General features: G+C 39.7%; 17 protein-coding genes. 8 read left to right on the top strand and 9 right to left on the bottom strand.

The genetic code is table 11. The annotated features are described in order from the left end of the window. Nucleotides 1-63: 63 nt before the first annotated feature. Nucleotides 64-801 carry an MlaE family ABC transporter permease gene (locus M3P19_RS00170; protein WP_249655592.1) on the top strand — a complete coding sequence of 246 codons (738 nt, stop codon included), beginning with the start codon at nt 64-66 and terminating at the stop codon, nt 799-801. After that, entirely contained in the window at nt 801-1,568 is a 768-nt protein-coding gene (locus M3P19_RS00165) for an ABC transporter ATP-binding protein (protein ID WP_249655591.1), read from the top strand. The genes M3P19_RS00170 and M3P19_RS00165 overlap by 1 nt, the downstream gene beginning before the upstream one ends. On the opposite strand, the gene M3P19_RS00160 is transcribed toward M3P19_RS00165, so the two are convergent. From M3P19_RS00160 to M3P19_RS00150, 3 genes are read right to left on the bottom strand one after another with little or no spacing between them, the layout of a single operon-like run. Next, complete coding sequence (locus tag M3P19_RS00160) at nt 1,565-3,022, bottom strand: DUF389 domain-containing protein (RefSeq protein ID WP_249655590.1); 1,458 nt, start codon at nt 3,020-3,022, stop codon at nt 1,565-1,567. The genes M3P19_RS00165 and M3P19_RS00160 overlap by 4 nt on opposite strands. Nucleotides 3,023-3,024: 2 nt before the next feature. Further along, entirely contained in the window at nt 3,025-4,104 is a 1,080-nt protein-coding gene (locus M3P19_RS00155) for a mannose-1-phosphate guanylyltransferase (RefSeq protein ID WP_249655589.1), read from the bottom strand. A 20-nt stretch (nt 4,105-4,124) separates the two neighbouring features. Continuing rightward, nucleotides 4,125-4,751: a SprT-like domain-containing protein gene (locus tag M3P19_RS00150; protein ID WP_249655588.1), complete on the bottom strand. Its 627-nt coding sequence runs from the start codon at nt 4,749-4,751 to the stop codon at nt 4,125-4,127. Nucleotides 4,752-4,865: 114 nt separating this feature from the next. On the opposite strand from M3P19_RS00150, the gene M3P19_RS00145 reads away from it, so the two are divergent. The 4 genes from M3P19_RS00145 to M3P19_RS00130 all read left to right on the top strand — a co-directional run bounded on the left by M3P19_RS00145 (nt 4,866) and on the right by M3P19_RS00130 (nt 7,424). Continuing rightward, nucleotides 4,866-5,546: a helix-turn-helix transcriptional regulator gene (locus M3P19_RS00145; protein ID WP_249655587.1), complete on the top strand. Its 681-nt coding sequence runs from the start codon at nt 4,866-4,868 to the stop codon at nt 5,544-5,546. A gap of 63 nt (nt 5,547-5,609) precedes the next feature. Beyond that, complete coding sequence (locus tag M3P19_RS00140; protein WP_249655586.1) at nt 5,610-6,233, top strand: SRPBCC family protein; 624 nt, start codon at nt 5,610-5,612, stop codon at nt 6,231-6,233. Between the two features lie 109 nt (nt 6,234-6,342). After that, nucleotides 6,343-6,909: a Crp/Fnr family transcriptional regulator gene (locus M3P19_RS00135; protein WP_249655585.1), complete on the top strand. Its 567-nt coding sequence runs from the start codon at nt 6,343-6,345 to the stop codon at nt 6,907-6,909. A gap of 53 nt (nt 6,910-6,962) precedes the next feature. Next, on the top strand, nt 6,963-7,424 hold the full coding sequence (locus tag M3P19_RS00130; RefSeq protein WP_249655584.1) for a DoxX family protein: 462 nt from the start codon (nt 6,963-6,965) through the stop codon (nt 7,422-7,424). Between the two features lies 1 nt (nt 7,425). Here the strand turns inward: M3P19_RS00130 and M3P19_RS00125 are convergent, their stop codons facing one another. The 6 genes from M3P19_RS00125 to porV form a co-directional block, all read right to left on the bottom strand. Continuing rightward, nucleotides 7,426-8,103 (bottom strand): SDR family NAD(P)-dependent oxidoreductase, encoded by a 678-nt coding sequence (locus M3P19_RS00125; protein WP_249655583.1) that lies wholly within the window; start codon nt 8,101-8,103, stop codon nt 7,426-7,428. A gap of 35 nt (nt 8,104-8,138) precedes the next feature. Continuing rightward, nucleotides 8,139-9,164 carry a M28 family metallopeptidase gene (locus M3P19_RS00120; protein ID WP_249655581.1) on the bottom strand — a complete coding sequence of 342 codons (1,026 nt, stop codon included), beginning with the start codon at nt 9,162-9,164 and terminating at the stop codon, nt 8,139-8,141. An 82-nt stretch (nt 9,165-9,246) separates the two neighbouring features. Further along, nucleotides 9,247-10,860: a pyruvate dehydrogenase complex dihydrolipoamide acetyltransferase gene (locus M3P19_RS00115; RefSeq protein ID WP_249655580.1), complete on the bottom strand. Its 1,614-nt coding sequence runs from the start codon at nt 10,858-10,860 to the stop codon at nt 9,247-9,249. 4 nt (nt 10,861-10,864) lie between these two features. Next, a complete protein-coding gene (pdhA, locus tag M3P19_RS00110; RefSeq protein ID WP_249655579.1) occupies nt 10,865-11,863 on the bottom strand; it encodes a pyruvate dehydrogenase (acetyl-transferring) E1 component subunit alpha in 999 nt (332 codons plus the stop codon). A gap of 82 nt (nt 11,864-11,945) precedes the next feature. Beyond that, nucleotides 11,946-12,437, bottom strand: coding sequence for a cytidine deaminase (gene cdd, locus M3P19_RS00105; RefSeq protein WP_249655578.1), 492 nt, complete (start codon nt 12,435-12,437; stop codon nt 11,946-11,948). Nucleotides 12,438-12,508: 71 nt separating this feature from the next. Beyond that, on the bottom strand, nt 12,509-13,654 hold the full coding sequence (gene porV / locus M3P19_RS00100) for a type IX secretion system outer membrane channel protein PorV (RefSeq protein ID WP_249655577.1): 1,146 nt from the start codon (nt 13,652-13,654) through the stop codon (nt 12,509-12,511). Between the two features lie 391 nt (nt 13,655-14,045). On the opposite strand from porV, the gene gldJ reads away from it, so the two are divergent. Next, complete coding sequence (gene gldJ / locus M3P19_RS00095) at nt 14,046-15,707, top strand: gliding motility lipoprotein GldJ (protein WP_249655576.1); 1,662 nt, start codon at nt 14,046-14,048, stop codon at nt 15,705-15,707. Nucleotides 15,708-15,765: 58 nt separating this feature from the next. Further along, entirely contained in the window at nt 15,766-17,040 is a 1,275-nt protein-coding gene (locus M3P19_RS00090; RefSeq protein ID WP_249655575.1) for a UDP-N-acetylmuramoyl-tripeptide--D-alanyl-D-alanine ligase, read from the top strand. Nucleotides 17,041-17,056 lie beyond the last annotated feature (16 nt).

The following is a 17,056-nucleotide window of genomic DNA, read 5'->3' as shown; positions in this document are numbered from 1 at the left end:
AAATGAAGGTTAATTGCATTTCAATATTCTTATTTTTATGCCTGCAAGTCTATTTTTTGCTACATGAAATACCTTGAAGCGATTGGAAAGTACTTCATCATGGTGTATGAAGTATTTAAAAAACCTACCAAGTGGCCAATCATGAGATCCCTTATTTTAAAGGAAATCGATGAACTGATATTTGGTTCCTTGGGTATCATTATATTCATTTCGTTTTTTATTGGCGGTGTTGTTACCATACAAACCGCCTTAAATCTCAACAGCCCTTTGATTCCTAAAAGTTTGATTGGTTTTGCCACGCGTCAATCCGTAATCCTGGAGTTTGCTCCTACCTTCACTTCTATAATCATGGCAGGAAAGGTTGGTTCTTATATCACGTCAAGTATTGGAACCATGAAGGTTACGGAACAAATTGATGCGCTTGAAGTGATGGGTATCAATTCAGTGAATTACTTGGTTTTTCCTAAAATCATAGCCATGTTGGCCTACCCCTTTGCCGTTGCAATCGCCATGTATGTGGGTATTCTAGGTGGATGGGTCGCAGGGACCTTTGGTGGTTATGCACCAAGCGGAGAATTTGTAAAAGGACTGCAGTTGGACTTTATTCCCTTTCATATTACCTATTCCTTTATCAAAACCGTGGTTTTTGCCTTTATAATAGCCACTATACCCTCTTTTCATGGTTTGTATATGAAAGGCGGGGCATTGGAAGTAGGCAAAGCCAGTACCACTGCATTTGTGTGGACCAGTGTGGTAATCATTATATCGAATTATATCCTAACCCAATTGTTATTAGGCTAATGATTGAAGTTGAAAACATACATAAATCATTCGGTGACACCCATGTACTCAAAGGTATCAGTACCACTTTTGAACAAGGGAAAACAAATTTGGTTATAGGACAAAGTGGCTCGGGCAAAACAGTTTTCTTGAAGTGTCTATTGGGGTTATTTGAACCAGAGCAAGGCAACATCTGTTACAACGGAAAATACTATGCAGACCTTAGCACAGATCAACGCCGTGACTTGCGACAGGAAATGGGCATGGTATTTCAAGGAAGTGCATTGTTCGATTCTATGACAGTGGAAGGAAATGTTATGTTCCCACTGGACATGTTCACGAGACAAACCAAGGCGGAAATGCAAGATCGGGTCGATTTTGTCTTGGAAAGAGTGAACCTTATTGATGCCCATAAAAAGTTTCCATCAGAAATATCCGGCGGGATGAAAAAGCGTGTGGCCATTGCACGTGCGATCGTAATGAATCCAAAATACTTGTTCTGCGACGAACCTAATTCCGGTTTGGACCCAAAGACTGCCATATTAATTGACAACTTGATTCAGGAGATTACCAAAGAATACAACATTACCACGGTAATAAATACGCATGACATGAATTCGGTTATGGAAATTGGAGAAAAAATCCTATTTCTAAAGGATGGTTTTAAAGAATGGGAAGGCACAAACAAGGAGATCTTTAAGACAGATAATGAGGCGGTGACAAACTTTGTTTATTCTTCCGAGTTGTTTAAAAAAGTACGGCAGATGTATATTGAGGAGCGAAACTAGTTCACTTCCTTAACCACCAGCGTGGAATCCTGAATGCGCAACTTCAACCAATTTTCCAACTTTCTACTATCTGATTGAATTTGATTGGCATTGGCGTCTGACTTCCATTGGACTTCAAAGACAGGAATCGTATCCAATTTTTTAAAATCTGTTTGCAGTTGGTATGAAAAACCTACCTTTTGAATATTGGAATAGTTTGCCTTTGCCTCGGCACTTATACTTTCAAAAGGAATCTGTTTTCCTGCATTTTTGGTCAAGGTTGCAACTTCTTCCTCCAACAATCGGATTTGCTCATCCTTGTTCAACAATTCCGCCTTGTTTTTCTCATACAATTCACTTACGTAGTTGAATTTTTCTTCGGAATCGTCCTTGCCCCCTTGTAAAATTCTAAATTCTGCATCCTTTAGGCGTGAATAATCATTTTTTTGTACCCGCCAAGTATTGATCACATTTTCGGGAATCAATTCGTCTCCCATACATACCAATTCAATCAATGAGGGTTCATCACCTTCTTGATACTCCAATTTTGTGAGATTATCCACATAGCGTCCCGCAGAATTAAATTGATAAACCTCTATGGTTTCCTTAAGAAATTGATTGGCCTGTTTCTTAAAAAGTGACTCTTGGAATACTTGATAAAAGGTAAATCCAGCTGGAATCATTACCGCAATCCCAGTAATTGATGCAGCCCGGGCAATCATACGCCTACGCTGAGAATTGGCGTAACGCACCATAGGAAAGCGCAAATATTTTATGACCAAAAACGTAGCCAATCCAATAAAAATGGTATTAATTATGAAAAGATACATGGCCCCTGCAGCATACCAAGGTTTACCAATGGCCAACCCAAAGCCCACCGTACAAAGTGGTGGCATAAGAGCAGTAGCAATGGCTACACCAAAAATCACACTTGCAATTGTTCCTTTTTTTGCTCTAGCAATAACCAAAGCCAATCCCCCAAAAAAGGCTATCAAAACATCCCGAATATCCGGTTTGGTACGTGCCAATAATTCAGAAGATTCATCACGAAGGGGGAATAAATAGAAAAACAGAAACGCTGTAATAACACTCAGCACCACCATCACGGTGAAGTTTTTGAACGATCGCCTCAAGGTATCGATATCATTTATGGCCAGTGATAAGCCCATGCCTAAAATTGGACCCATCAATGGTGAAATTAACATGGCACCGATTACAACCGCGGTAGAATTTGCATTAAGTCCAACAGATGCAATGAAAATGGAGCACACCAAAATCCATGAGGTATGTCCTTTAAATGGAATATCAGCAATTATGGATTCTTTGGTTGCTGCGGCGTCCGTATTGGAACGTATTTCCAAAAGCTCCAATAGAAACTTCCGGACACTGCCAACCAGCCCCATAAAACCTTTTTTTACCTCATCACCACTGTCTGGTGGTTGAGGATTCCCTTCTGCGAATAAGTGTTCACTCATTTTTATGCGTACTCGTCACCAAATTTTTCCTTCACTTGGTTTAATACCGATTTAATATCCTGCTGTTTGGATTTTGGGAAGATCAACAATACATCCTCTTTATCAACGATGATGTAATCCTCCAAACCATCCACGACCACAATCTTTCCTTTATCAGAACGAATCATGTTCCCTTTTGCATCTTGTAACAGCGTATTACTATTTACAACCGCATTAGCTTCCTTGTCCTTGCCGAGCTTTTCATACAAAGCTCCCCAAGTACCTAAGTCGTTCCAATCAAAAGTAGCAGGTAAAGTAAAAATAGCTTGGGAATTCTCCAAGATAGCATAATCTATGGATATGTTTTCCGCTTTTGGATAGTTTTCAGTAATAAAATCATGTTCTTCACTTGTATTATAGCAGGCTATTCCTTGCTCAAACAGGTTGAATTGTTCGGGCTGGAATGTCTTAAAAGCGTTTACAATAGTATCAACACTCCACATAAAAATTCCTGCATTCCACAAAAAATTACCCTGCGCTAAAAATTCCTTGGCTGTTTCATAATCGGGTTTCTCCCTGAATTGAGACACTTTTTTCAGGTTTACGTCAGTTCCTTTCTCAAATTCAATATAACCAAATCCGGTGTTTGGATAGGTAGGTTGAATGCCCAAAGTACATAATACCTCTTCCTTTTCACATTTATCAAAGCACGCCTTCACGTTATCTTCAAAGGCTTGTTCATCCTCAATCCAATGATCACTTGGGGCAACGATCATAACTCCATTTGGGTTCATTTTTTGGATTTTCAATGCCGCATACAGAATACAAGGAGCCGTATTTCGCATTGCAGGTTCCAAGACCACTTGTTCTTGCGTTACCATTGGCAATTGTTCCAATACCAAGTCATTGTATCGCTCATTCGTCAGAATCAGAATGTTCTCCGTTGGAATAAACTTATTGAGCCGATCAAATGTTTTTTGAATCAAGGTTTTGCCTGCACCCAACATATCATGGAACTGTTTGGGGTTGGCCGAAGTACTTACAGGCCAAAAACGTGATCCCACACCCCCAGCCATTAATACGGCGTAGTAGTTTTTATTCATTTCAAGTTGTTGTTTATATTTCAAAATGGCGGCTCAACGTCGGAAGCCATCTGCACTAGTTCTACTTCCGCATTGGGTTGGAACAAATATAATCTTCCTGTGGCCAACTCAATACACTCATAACGCTTCACCCTTTTATTGCCTTTTTTATATAGTTTTCCATTATGTAAACGAAAAATTGCATTGTAAGGTATTTCATACACATAACTTTCTTTGCGTTCTTCGGGGTCAAAGGATTTCAATGCAATGGACAAACGTGCATCTGAACTACTGCTGGCCTTTGGATTTTTAAAATGGTTGGCAATTACTGGCAATAGCTGTGAAGGAAAAATTTCCGGTCTAATATAAGGAATCATCAAATGTTGAAACGTACGTTTCCATTCCTTGCCGTGTGGTTTTATTTCTCTCCCATATTCTTGAATGGCCACCAGATGGGCTATTTCATGAATCAGGGTAATCAAGAATCGATATTTGTTCAAAGAGGCGTTGACGGTGATTTTATGTGATCCATCAGGCATTCTTCTATAATCACCATGCCGTGTGTGCCTGTGCCCAACGATTTTTAGATGTACTTGATGTTCTTTGATTAAATCAAAGCAAGGCGATACAGCGCGTTCTGGAAGGTATTTTTTTAAAATTTCAATCACCACAACAAAGTTACGAGTTTAGCTCGTCTACGGATGAAATTAAATCCAGGTCTTGAATTCTAACCTATCTTACTACTATTTTTATATTGAAATTGGCCTAAATCCTCTTTCTTCATGAATCGACTCACAAGAATCACCGCGATATTAATTCAACTGCAATCCAAAAAAGTGATAACTGCACAGGAAATTGCCAATCGTTTTGAAGTAAGTCTACGCACAATTTACAGAGATATAAAAACACTACAAGACGCTGGCGTTCCCATCGGTTCGGAAAATGGTGTTGGTTACTTCATTGTGGATGGATATACATTACCCCCTGTTAGTTTTACAGAAGAAGAAGCCAATGCCTTAATTGTTGCCGAAAAGGTAGTTTTAAATCAAGGTGACACCTCCTTACAGCAAGAGTTCAACTCATTATTGCTTAAGATAAAATCCATTTTAAGAAGTTCGCAAAAAGAGGACTTGAGTTTACTGGACAAAAGAGTAAGCTCATCCTTTTTGGTCAATTCAGTACCAAGTGATTCGTTGACCCATATCCAAAAATCCATTGCAAAAAACCAGGTAATGGAAATAAGGTACCGCGCAATCCAAACAAACAACATCACGCAACGTAAAATAGAACCATTGGCACTGTATTACACCTCAAAAGCCTGGGTAGTAATTGCCTATTGTCAACTAAGAAAAGGGTTTAGAGAATTTCGTTTAGATCGCATATTGCAGTATAAAACCCTTCTGGAAAAACCACAATTCACTGATGATTTTAACCTTCAGGACTATCATTCCCAAATTTCCTGACCCTAGTTGACATAGGGCTGTCATATCCCAGATTTACATTTGTTTCATCTTAATACTATTGATATGAAAACAACCCGTTTTGGAAGATTGGGACTGCTTTTTTTTGTCCTGATCTCCGTCAACTGTAAACCAAAAAATGAAACACAAAGCGAAGAAAGTAAACTTGTTATGAACGTAATACCCGAAATGCCCAAGGCACAAAATTTTGTTGATAGTCCTTTACGAAATCGAATTAAATTAAATCTAAAAGCCCCTGTTTCCGAAGTCTGGAATGTAGTTGGAAGACCGGAACGCATGCCAGAATACAGCATGGGCCTTAACAAGGTAGAAGCTGATTATTCCGAACAAAAATGCACAGGTTTCACGTGTTATTTCCATCCCATGGAAGGACAAAACATTGGTTTGGAACATAAAGAGCAGGTAATCTGGTATGAAGAAAATATCGGCTACATTTCCCAATCTCAAGAACCTAACAATTTTGGTTACACAGATAGCCTTGCCTTAGTGTCTGTTTCGGTAACAGAGGATAGTACCATTTTCACCTGGGACATACATTATAATGCTGGAGATGAACCCACTTTACATTTAAATATTGACTCCTATGCCATGGCTTTGGATGATATCGCCAATAATCTTATCCAGTTGTTTGATGGTAAAATCTTGGAGAATTTTGTTTATGGTAAATAAATGCCCCCTATTTAAGGACATACTAAATCAAGCGGCGGTAAGGCCGCTTGATTCGTTTAAGATTCCATGGGTCTACAATGATTAACTTTGTGACAGCCTAGATTTTCCAATGGACCAATTAAAACTCTATTTCAAAAATACCTTCGGTATCTCCGAATCAGACTGGGCCGCTTTCTCTTCAAAGTTGATTTATCGGGAATTTCCTAAAAAGACACATTTGCTCGTTAAAGGCAAGGTGGAAAACCATCTTTCATTTATTTCCGAAGGGATAATACGCCTATACATTCCAAATCCAGACAATGATCTTACGTTTGGCTTCGCCTTTAAAGGAAACTTTGTAAGTGCCTACGACTCCTTCTTAACCCAAGCTCCTTGCATTTATAGTATGGAAGCAATTACAGAAACCAAACTTTGGCGTATTTCCTATCAAGATTTGGAAGCTGTATACAAGTCCACAGAAATTGGGAATTTTATAGGTCGTAAGGCAGCCGAAGAACAATTTCTGAAAAAATCGCAACGGGAAATCGCCCTTCTGAATGATACCGCCGAGCAACGCTACCTCAAGCTATTTACTGAACGCCCGGAATTGATCCAAAAAATACCTTTAAAATATATAGCCTCCTATATTGGAATAACGCCACAGGCCCTAAGTCGCATCCGAAAGCGTATTTCTTAACCTAGGTTCATTGTTTGAACAGCCGGATCACTAGATCTTTGTCAAAAAAAACAATGAAACCATTGATCGTTTTGTTAAGTTCCTTTGCAGTTGTCTGCATCATCCAACAGTTAGTATATCGTACAATTGACTTTCAGTATGCGGGACGGTTGGCAATGGCAATAATGTTATCATTCACAGCGGTAGGTCATTTTATTTACGCCGAAGGTATGTCTACCATGTTTCCAGAAATAGTGCCGAACAAACTAGCCCTAGTCAAACTTTCAGGACTATTTGAATTGATGCTAGCGATTGGACTCTTACTCCCTGAGTATCACAAAACAATAGGAATCATACTTATCCTATTCTTCGTACTGCTTTTACCTTTGAATATCCGTTCAGCAATGTTGAATGTTAATTATCAATCAGGGAATTCGGATGGACCAGGAGTTAATTATCTATGGTTTCGTATTCCGTTACAATTGGTTTTTATTGTATGGGTCCATCTTTCAGCTATCAAAAACTTGGAGTCCTAGATCAAGGGGTACTATTACTTACTTGCAAAAGTTTCCCGTTATACATTTTTTGACCACTGAGGGCAAAATCCTTGATGTAAATAGCCATCTCTAAAGCCGTAACAGGTGCCATGTACCCAGGAAAGGCCTCTTCCAACATTTCTGTCTGTACGGCACCCAAGGCCAGCACATTAAAACTGGGGCCTGTTTCCTTAAACTCCTCAGCCCATAGCTCTGTTAACGTTATCACTGCTCCTTTGCTTGAACTGTAAGCCGACAAGCCAGGAAATTTCATACTTCCCTGAACACCGCCCATTGAGCTTATGGTTACAACATGACCATCTTTACGCATTTTAGGCAAAACCATGCGTGTAAGTTCTGCCACACCAAACACATTTACTTTATAAACCGCCTCAAATTCTTCTGGGGATATCTCCAAGAATGGTTTATTGAGCAAACTCCCGGCATTGTTTATCAATACGTCCACCTGATCCCACTGTACAATAAACGAATCAATTTTTGCATAATCAGCAGTTTTTGCAAGATCACAGCTAAGGCTATGGACGTTCTTTAATCCAAGATTAGCGCATGGCTGGTCATTACGAGATAAGGCAAGAATATTGTGCTTGTCCGAAGCCAATAGTTTTACCAGTTCAAACCCTATTCCCCTGCTGGTACCAGTAACGATGATGTTTGCCATTGTTGATCTTAGTATTTTATCTTTCCTTTTCTCGGTTAAATTCCTTGTACTTCCTGTTTTTCAGCATTGGTAATGTTTTCCACTACAGGCAGCATTTTATTGATTAGGCTTGCCATATGCTCAAAATCCATCAACTTTATTTCGTCGCCGACTTTATGGTAAAAAATGAAGTTGGTAAAATCAAAGGTGCAAAAGGTATGGGATGGAACACCAAATTCTGTATAAAACGGATAGTTATCCGAGCGCTGGAATAAATTAAATTCCTTAGCAGTAGGAAGAAACCCTACAAGCTTTTCTTTTGCATATTTGTTGCTGATTTCCGCCAAATTTGATTTTTCAAAGCCAGTGATGTAAACCGTATAATCCTTATCCTTTAACGGTACTCCGGTCATTTCAAAGTTCAACATAGTATAAAGATTAAACCCTTCTTCTTTTAATTTTTTTGCTAAGTGTTTAGATCCCAACAAACCCTTTTCCTCAGCACTGAAAAGCGCAAAAATCAGACTTCTCTTGTTGGATTTGGTCGTGCCAAAATAACGTGCCAGCTCCATTACAGTTGTGGTACCTGAAGCGTTGTCATTGGCCCCATTGGCTATAATATCTCCATTTTCTGGTTCAATTAGGCCGATATGATCGTAATGTGCACCAATAATGATGTATTCATTTTTGAGCTTAGGATCATTGCCTTCTACAATTCCAACCACGTTATATGCCGTTTTTTCAAAATTGGAAAGCGTATCCCGAAAAGATTCAAAGTATGGTTTAACCTGATAGGAAGTCAAATAGTTTTCAATATAAGTGGCCGCCATGTCAATTCCATCACTTCCAGAATCACGACCTTTTAAGTCATCAGAAGCCAAATAAGTCATGATTTCCCCCACACGATCCGCTTTTGAAAATGTATTTGTATTAATCGTTTTTGAATTAATCTCCTGTGTAGTTTTAGCCTTTAGTCCATCTGGGCCATTTGGCTGGTCATTGTTGGAATACGTATCAAGTTTTTGAGTAGTTCCGCAGCTTACAACTAACAATACACTTGCTACAGTTAAGATATTTTTCATAGTGATGAATTTGAATTTAAAGATAAAAAAAGCATCCTAAAAGGATGCTTAGTATCATTTAGTTGGATATTTCTCAGCTTTACTATGCAAGCATTGTTACTGGGTTTTCCAAATAAGCTCTCAAAGTTTGTAGGAATTGCGCTCCAGTTGCACCATCAACCGTTCTATGATCACACGCCAAAGTTACCTTCATAGTGCTTCCAGGAACAATTTCACCATTCTTTACAACGGGCTTGTCCACGATAGCCCCAACTGATAAAATAGCAGAGTTGGGTTGGTTGATTATGGAGGTAAATTCCAAAATACCGAACATCCCTAAATTGGAAACTGTAAAGGTACTTCCTTCCATTTCGTCAGGTTTGATCTTTTTAGATCTAGCACGCCCTGCTAAATCCTTTACCGAAGCACCCAATTGAGTAAGACTAAGTTGATCAGCAAATTTGACTACCGGTACCACAAGTCCTTCATCTACCGCTACCGCAACACCCATGTGTACGTGGTGTTTGTAAATGGTTGAGTCTCCATTCCAAGTGGTGTTCACTTGTGGATGCTTTTTCAATGCCATGGCGCAAGCTTTCAACACCATATCGTTAAAGGAAACTTTGGTATCTGGCAAACTGTTGATTTGCGCTCTGGACGCTTTCGCATTGTCCATGTCCACCTCAATTGTAAGATAATAGTGTGGCGCTGAAAACTTAGACTCTCCTAAACGCTTGGCAATTACTTTTCTCATGGTAGAGTTTTTCACTTCTTCCATGCTTTCTTCACCCACTGGCAAGTTCATTGGAGCGGCTGGGGTTGGAGCTATTTCGGCTTTTTCTGCAGTTGGCGCCGCTGGAACAGCACTAGGCTGGAAGTTCTCCACATCCCTTTTCACAATCCTACCATGGTCTCCTGATCCAGTGACATCTGCAAGGTTGATTCCTTTATCACTGGCGATTTTCTTGGCCAATGGCGAAGCAAGGATTCTTCCATTTTGTGAAGGAGTGGCTTGTACAGCAACCTCCGCAGACGCTGATGCTGCAACGGCTTCAGCTTTAGGTCCACTTTCTGTAACAGCTTCGGTTGCAGGTGCAGCTAATACAGCACTTACATCAGTCCCTGCAGGACCAATTACTGCCAAAACCTCATCTACCGGAGCAGATTCACCTTCTTGTATTCCTATGTGTAATAGGGTTCCGGAATAAAATGATTCAAATTCCATGGTGGCCTTATCTGTCTCTATTTCCGCAAGGATATCACCTTCCTCAACTTCATCGCCAACTTTTTTCAACCAAGAAGCAACAGTTCCTTCTTCCATGGTATCGCTAAGACGTGGCATTTTTATTACTTCTACACCTTCTGGAACAGCAACTGGACTTGTAGCAGGTGCTGCTTCAACCGGAGCATTTTCAACAACTGGTGTTGCTTCAGCTGCAGGTGCATTCCCTCCAGCTAATAGTGCCGAAATATCTTCACCCTCTTCACCTATAATGGCCAATAGTGAATCTACCGGAGCACCATCACCTTCAGCAATACCGATATGCAAAAGTGTACCTTCATGAAAAGATTCAAATTCCATGGTAGCCTTGTCCGTTTCTATCTCGGCCAATATATCTCCTTCCTCTACTTTATCCCCTACTTGCTTAAGCCATTTTGCCACGGTACCTTCTTCCATGGTATCGCTCAAGCGAGGCATGTTGATCACTTCTGCCATCTAACTAAAGTTTATGTTGTAAAAATGGATAATCCTCTTGTTCGTAAACTGTATCGTATAATTGCTGAATTGGCGGAAAATCAGATTCCTCAGCGAATTTTTCGCATTCTGCAACTAAATCCTTCACCCGTTTGTCCATCACTTTGATTTCCTCTTCGGTTGCATATCCTTTTTCAAGAATCACATCCTTCACTTGGGTTATAGGATCAATTTTCTTGTACTCCTCTACTTCTTCTTTTGTTCTATAATGCTGTGCATCGGACATGGAGTGACCTCTATAACGGTATGTTTTCATTTCCAAGAAAGTTGGACCTCCACCTGTTCTTGCGCGCTCAATTGCCTTATCCATTTCCTTTGCAACAATTGCAGGGTCCATACCATCTACGGGGCCGCAAGGCATTTCATAACCCAATCCCAATTTCCAGATATCCGTGGTATAAGCCGTACGGGCCACTGAAGTACCCATTGCATAACCATTGTTTTCACAAATGAATACCACTGGCAGTTGCCAAAGCATAGCCAAGTTGAAAGCTTCATGCAACGACCCTTGTCTAACAGCGCCGTCACCCATATAACATAAAGTTACGGCGTCGCGTTTGAAATACTTATCTGCAAAGGCCAATCCAGCACCTAATGGAATTTGTCCACCTACGATTCCGTGTCCACCATAAAAGCGGTGCTCTTTGGAGAATATATGCATTGACCCTCCCATTCCTTTGGAAGTTCCCGTAACTTTTCCAAATAGCTCTGCCATTACTCTTCGTGGATCCACACCCATACCTATAGGTTGCACATGGTTTCTATATGCTGTGATCATGCGATCCTTTGTCAAATCCATGGCATGTAATGCACCTGCTAAAACAGCTTCTTGACCGTTGTACAAATGCAAAAATCCTCTTACTTTCTGTTGGATGTAAACAGCAGCCAATTTGTCCTCGAATTTTCTCCAGAACAACATGTCTTCATACCACTTAAGGTAAACTTCTTTGGTAATCTTTTTCATCAATGGTTGTATTAATTGAAAACCCCCGTTACGGAAGAAAAGCAAAAATACATATATATCTCTTTTTGGGAAAAGAAATGGATTAAGAATCGGACAAAAATGAACTACTAAATGCTAGGGGCAAAATATCTGCCATAGAACTGCATTTGTAGATAGGTCCGGTTTCACCTCTTAAGAGAATAGCAATGGGCTTTTTTTGGCGTTGTTCATACTCAATGATGGATTGCCTACAATTGCCACATGGAGCCGCTGGATTGTCTACCACATAGTCCTTGGATGTAGCAGTGATCACAATTGTATTTATAGGCACTCCGGGATATTTGGCGCCGGCTTGAAAGACAGCTACTCGTTCCGCACATAGACCTGAAGGATAGGAGGCATTTTCCTGATTGTTACCAATAACAATTTCGCCATTGTCTAAAAGTACAGCTGCGCCAACTTTAAAACTCGAATACGGCGCATAAGCATTTTCACGTGCCCGCTCAGCCTCGACTAACAATTTTTGCTCGTTTTGTGAAAGCTCTTCGATAGTTTCATATATGAAAAGCTCAAAGCCAATTTGCTGTTTCTTCATACTTGGAAGTAATACCCAAAAATAAGAAAACCTGTCCAAGGACAGGTTTTCAATATATTCATTAACAATTCTTAATCGTTTAGGAACTCTTCTCCAAAATTGAAGGTAAGCGAAAAACGCAATGTGTTTTCCAATGGATTTCTTACTTGTGCAGTAGAGAATAAATACGATAGATCGATTTGAGCTGATTTGAATTTGAATCCTGCTCCAAGTGTGAAGAACTGTCGTGCTCCTTTAACCTCACTTTCATTAAAATATCCAGCTCTCAACATAAAAGCTTCCATATATCTATACTCGGCTCCTAATGCCCAAGTTATCTCTTTCAACTCTTCACTAAAGCCGTCAGGTGCATCTCCAAAAGACTCGAACACGCCACTCAAGAAACTAATTTGTTGGTATTCGTTGTTATCCTCAGCAGTAATCAAACCATCACCCGTAAAGTCTCGAGGGGTTGGAACCAATAATTTATTGAATTCGGTTTGCAGTGCAAGGATATTATCTTGATCAAATATGAAATCAAAACCACCTCCAAACTTCAAGTTTGTTGGCAAAAAGTTTTGTTGTCCGCCTTCGTCATACTGGATTTTCCCTCCAAGATTGGAGATATTGAATCCGGCTCTCCAACGTCCGTCAAAACTATTATATGCTATTTCCCTAGAACGATAAAAACCAGCAACATCTACAGCGAAAGAATTGGCAGCTTGCGAATCTTGCGCTCCATCCTGAAACCTCAAATTTGAACTTATAAACCTACCAGCAACTGCCATGGAAAAGGTCTGGCTCAACTTAAGTGAGTAAGAACCGTCAATAGCAAATTCATTAGGCTTTACCAAAGTGGCATCCTCATCAATGGTTTGTCTAAGTTCTATTTCACCCAACCCAAAATAGCGCACACTGAATGCGAATGCACTTCTATCATTCAATTTGTTGTAAAAACTAGCGTTGAGCAGGGAAACATCATTAACGATACTTTCCAAATAAGGGGTGTAACTCGCACCGAATCCTGATTTTTGTGTAGCAAATGCAAATTTTGCTGGATTCCATTGTTGGGAGAAGGCGTCAAAGGATGTCGCAACACCCATGTCACCCATACCAGATGCGCGAGCATCAGAAGCAATGGTTAAGAAAGGGACAGCTGTTGTAATTACTCTTTCTTGTTGTGCACTCAATCTTACTGAAAGACAAAGCAACACTACCAATAATAGTAACTTTTTCATTTTTTGTTTTTAGCGTTTAGTGAACATTAAGGCCCACAAAGATTTAAAAAATCTAATGGACATATTACAACTTAACGACCAATTGCCAAAATTCTTGTACCAACTGCACTATTTTTTGATAAATAATTGGCTACATCCAAGGTAAATTTACGCCCACATGAAAAAACGAATCCAAGAATGCGTTAAAACCGATGGATTCCATACTAATCCAAGGGTAAGTGCGTTTAAGTATTAGCCGTGATCCGTCAAATGATCTTGAGAATTATTTTTCGGGGATAAAATATAATGGTCAAAACATCGTTTTAAAGCCATTGAAGGATTTAAAATCAAAATCAAGTTAAAGTAGCTAAGGGGGTCAAAGCCCTTATTTTAAAGTACTCAAGCCCAAATTATGAAAAAACACTTTATCAAAGTTGTACTTTCTAGTGCTGTCATAGTAGGAAGTTTTACCAGTTGTAAAAACTCCGGATCTTCCTCATCCAAAAATGTCTCTAGAGCAACTGGATGGAAAATCAACGCCAAGGAGGGTGGGTTCCAATTCAATTCAGATTTCAAAGAGCAGGAGACACCTCCTGGTACTGTCTTTATTGAGGGCGGAACATTTACCAAGGGTAAAGTTCAGGATGATATCATGCATGATTGGAACAATACTCCAACCCAGCAGCACGTACAGTCTTTTTATATGGATGAAACCGAGGTTACCAATGTTATGTATTTGGAGTACTTGGATTACTTGAAAGCGGTTTATCCTCCTGAAAACCCAAATTATAGAAATATTTACCACGGTGCACTTCCGGATACATTGGTATGGAGAAACCGTTTAGGTTTTAATGAGACCATGACCAACAACTACTTAAGACATCCAGCATATGCTGAATATCCTGTAGTTGGTGTTAACTGGGTTCAGGCATCCCAATATGCCGAGTGGCGAACCGATAGGGTAAATGAGGCTATGTTGGAAAGAGAAGGCTATTTGGCCCAGGATGCCAAGTACAAGGTGTTAAACGGTGAAATCAGTGAAACCTTCAGTACCGAAGCGTATTTGAACAATCCCCAAAGTGTATACGGCGGTCAGATAGATTCCCTTCAAGGAAAACAAAAACGTGATTCCATCAATGTTTATGCTAAAAGAAGCAGCGGTGTGATCATGCCAGAATACAGACTCCCAACCGAGACTGAATGGGAATATGCCGCCCAAGCACTTATAGGGTCAAGAGAGTACAACAATTACCGTGGTAGAAAGAAATACCCATGGGAAGGTGATTACACCAGAAACGGACAACGTGTTGGTCGTGGTGATCAATTGGCAAACTTCAAACAAGCCAAAGGTGATTACGGCGGAATAGCAGGTTGGTCTGACGACGGTGCGGATATTACTGCAGAAGTAAAATCATACAAACCCAATGATTTTGGTCTTTACGATATGGCTGGAAATGTTTCCGAATGGGTAGCTGATGTTTATCGTCCAATTGTAGATGACGAGATTAGTGATTTCAACTACTATCGTGGTAACATATTCTTGAAAAAAGCTATTGGTGAAGACGGAAAAGTTAAAGTACTTAAGGACGAAATCAAGTATGATACACTTCCTAACGGTAAAATCGTTGCGATGAACTTACCAGGTGAAATTGAAATGGTTCCGGTTACTGAAGAAGAGACCTATTTAAGAACCAATTTCGACTCCAGTGACAACAGAGGGTACAGAGATGGCGATGCTGGTTCTTCAAGATTCTTTGAGAGATTCAGTGATGAATCCAATAACAGGATGATGTATGATTCGCCTAAGCACAAAGTAGAACGTGATTCCACTGGTAATTTGATTCGCCAGTACGATACATCAAACTACAGAACATCACTTATTAACGACGAAGTTCGTGTATACAAGGGAGGTTCATGGAGAGATAGAGCATTCTGGTTAGATCCAGCGCAAAGAAGATATATGCCACAATATATGGCTACGGATGATATTGGATTTAGATGCGCCATGTCAAGAGTTGGTTCAAAATCCAAATCTAAAAACAAAACAGTCCGTCATAAAAAGGCCTCCAAATAAGAACTTGAAAGCATCTAAAGCCCCGATTAAATCGGGGCTTTTTTTTTATCTTCGACCCATGAATTTGGAACAATTGCACCAGCTTTTCTTAGCGCATCCTACCATTTGCACAGATACCCGGAAAATTTCTAAAGATTGCCTTTTCTTCGCATTAAAAGGACCCAATTTCAATGGAAATGAATTTGCGGATAGAGCCCTTGAAAACGGTGCTGCCTATGCCCTAGTGGACGAGGAAAAATTCAACACTTCTGAAAAGCATATACTTGTGGAAGATGTTTTGACCACCTTGCAAAAACTATCCACCTACCATAGAAAGCAATCTAAGGCTAAAGTTGTTTCCTTAACTGGAAGTAACGGAAAAACCACATCTAAAGAATTAATTCATTCGGTACTATCGCAATCCTATAATACCATAGCAACCCTAGGAAATTTAAACAATCACATTGGTGTTCCCCTAACCCTATTATCCATAACAAATGAAACTGAAATAGCTATTGTTGAGATGGGAGCCAACCATCAAAAAGAAATTGACTTTTTATGTGGTATAGCCCAACCCGACTATGGTTACATTACCAATTTTGGAAAAGCACATTTAGAAGGTTTTGGTGGAATTGAAGGTGTAATTAAAGGTAAAAGCGAATTATACGATCACCTCATTGAAAACAATAAGCACATTTTCATGAATGCAGATGATCCCATCCAACTTGAAAAACTGGGGTCTTATGTGAAGAAAATTGGTTACAGCACTGAAAATCCACAATACTTCAATATAAATTATGTAGATGCTGACCCCTTTGTTCAATTCACTTTTGAAGGATTAAAAGTAAAAACACAATTGATCGGGAGGTATAATTTCACCAATTGTTGTGCTGCCGTAGTTATCGGCAAATATTTCAACGTGCCTACTGCTAAAATTAAAGCTGCTTTAGAATCTTACCAGCCAAAAAACAATCGTTCGCAGATCATAGAAAAAAATGGCTTGGAAATCATACTGGATGCGTACAACGCGAATCCGTCTAGCATGAAGGTCGCTATTGAAAACTTAAAAGGCATGCAATCTGATTTCAAAACATTGATACTTGGCGACATGTTCGAATTGGGTGAAGACGCAAAAAAGGAACATCAAGGTATTGTGGATCTAGCAACATCCCTTGGTTTTTCCAATGTATTTTTGGTTGGGGAAAATTTTTCCAGAACGCAAACTGACTTCCATCAATTTGACTCCTATGACAGTTTTGAATCCTACCTGAAAGGCAATGTCCCTCGAAAAGGAACGGTCTTGATCAAAGGTTCCAGAGGAATGGCTTTGGAACGAACCTTGGATTTATTTTAAAATCTTAAATAAAACA

Origin of the sequence: Flagellimonas spongiicola (assembly GCF_023502425.1) — a bacterium.
GTDB classification, from domain to species: domain Bacteria; phylum Bacteroidota; class Bacteroidia; order Flavobacteriales; family Flavobacteriaceae; genus Flagellimonas; species Flagellimonas spongiicola.
This window is presented reverse-complemented; position numbering and strand designations above follow the sequence as displayed.

What these genes read in the sequence shown, in the direction of transcription:
- porV (WP_249655577.1), bottom strand. Translation starts at nt 13,654, where the DNA reads ATGAAAAAGTTACTATTATTGGTAGTGTTGCTTTGTCTTTCAGTAAGA.
- M3P19_RS00115 (WP_249655580.1), bottom strand. Translation starts at nt 10,860, where the DNA reads ATGGCAGAAGTGATCAACATGCCTCGCTTGAGCGATACCATGGAAGAA.
- pdhA (WP_249655579.1), bottom strand. Translation starts at nt 11,863, where the DNA reads ATGAAAAAGATTACCAAAGAAGTTTACCTTAAGTGGTATGAAGACATG.
- M3P19_RS00140 (WP_249655586.1), top strand. Translation starts at nt 5,610, where the DNA reads ATGAAAACAACCCGTTTTGGAAGATTGGGACTGCTTTTTTTTGTCCTG.
- M3P19_RS00130 (WP_249655584.1), top strand. Translation starts at nt 6,963, where the DNA reads ATGAAACCATTGATCGTTTTGTTAAGTTCCTTTGCAGTTGTCTGCATC.
- M3P19_RS00160 (WP_249655590.1), bottom strand. Translation starts at nt 3,022, where the DNA reads ATGAGTGAACACTTATTCGCAGAAGGGAATCCTCAACCACCAGACAGT.
- M3P19_RS00155 (WP_249655589.1), bottom strand. Translation starts at nt 4,104, where the DNA reads ATGAATAAAAACTACTACGCCGTATTAATGGCTGGGGGTGTGGGATCA.
- gldJ (WP_249655576.1), top strand. Translation starts at nt 14,046, where the DNA reads ATGAAAAAACACTTTATCAAAGTTGTACTTTCTAGTGCTGTCATAGTA.
- cdd (WP_249655578.1), bottom strand. Translation starts at nt 12,437, where the DNA reads ATGAAGAAACAGCAAATTGGCTTTGAGCTTTTCATATATGAAACTATC.
- M3P19_RS00135 (WP_249655585.1), top strand. Translation starts at nt 6,343, where the DNA reads ATGGACCAATTAAAACTCTATTTCAAAAATACCTTCGGTATCTCCGAA.
- M3P19_RS00125 (WP_249655583.1), bottom strand. Translation starts at nt 8,103, where the DNA reads ATGGCAAACATCATCGTTACTGGTACCAGCAGGGGAATAGGGTTTGAA.
- M3P19_RS00120 (WP_249655581.1), bottom strand. Translation starts at nt 9,164, where the DNA reads ATGAAAAATATCTTAACTGTAGCAAGTGTATTGTTAGTTGTAAGCTGC.
- M3P19_RS00145 (WP_249655587.1), top strand. Translation starts at nt 4,866, where the DNA reads ATGAATCGACTCACAAGAATCACCGCGATATTAATTCAACTGCAATCC.
- M3P19_RS00090 (WP_249655575.1), top strand. Translation starts at nt 15,766, where the DNA reads ATGAATTTGGAACAATTGCACCAGCTTTTCTTAGCGCATCCTACCATT.
- M3P19_RS00165 (WP_249655591.1), top strand. Translation starts at nt 801, where the DNA reads ATGATTGAAGTTGAAAACATACATAAATCATTCGGTGACACCCATGTA.
- M3P19_RS00170 (WP_249655592.1), top strand. Translation starts at nt 64, where the DNA reads ATGAAATACCTTGAAGCGATTGGAAAGTACTTCATCATGGTGTATGAA.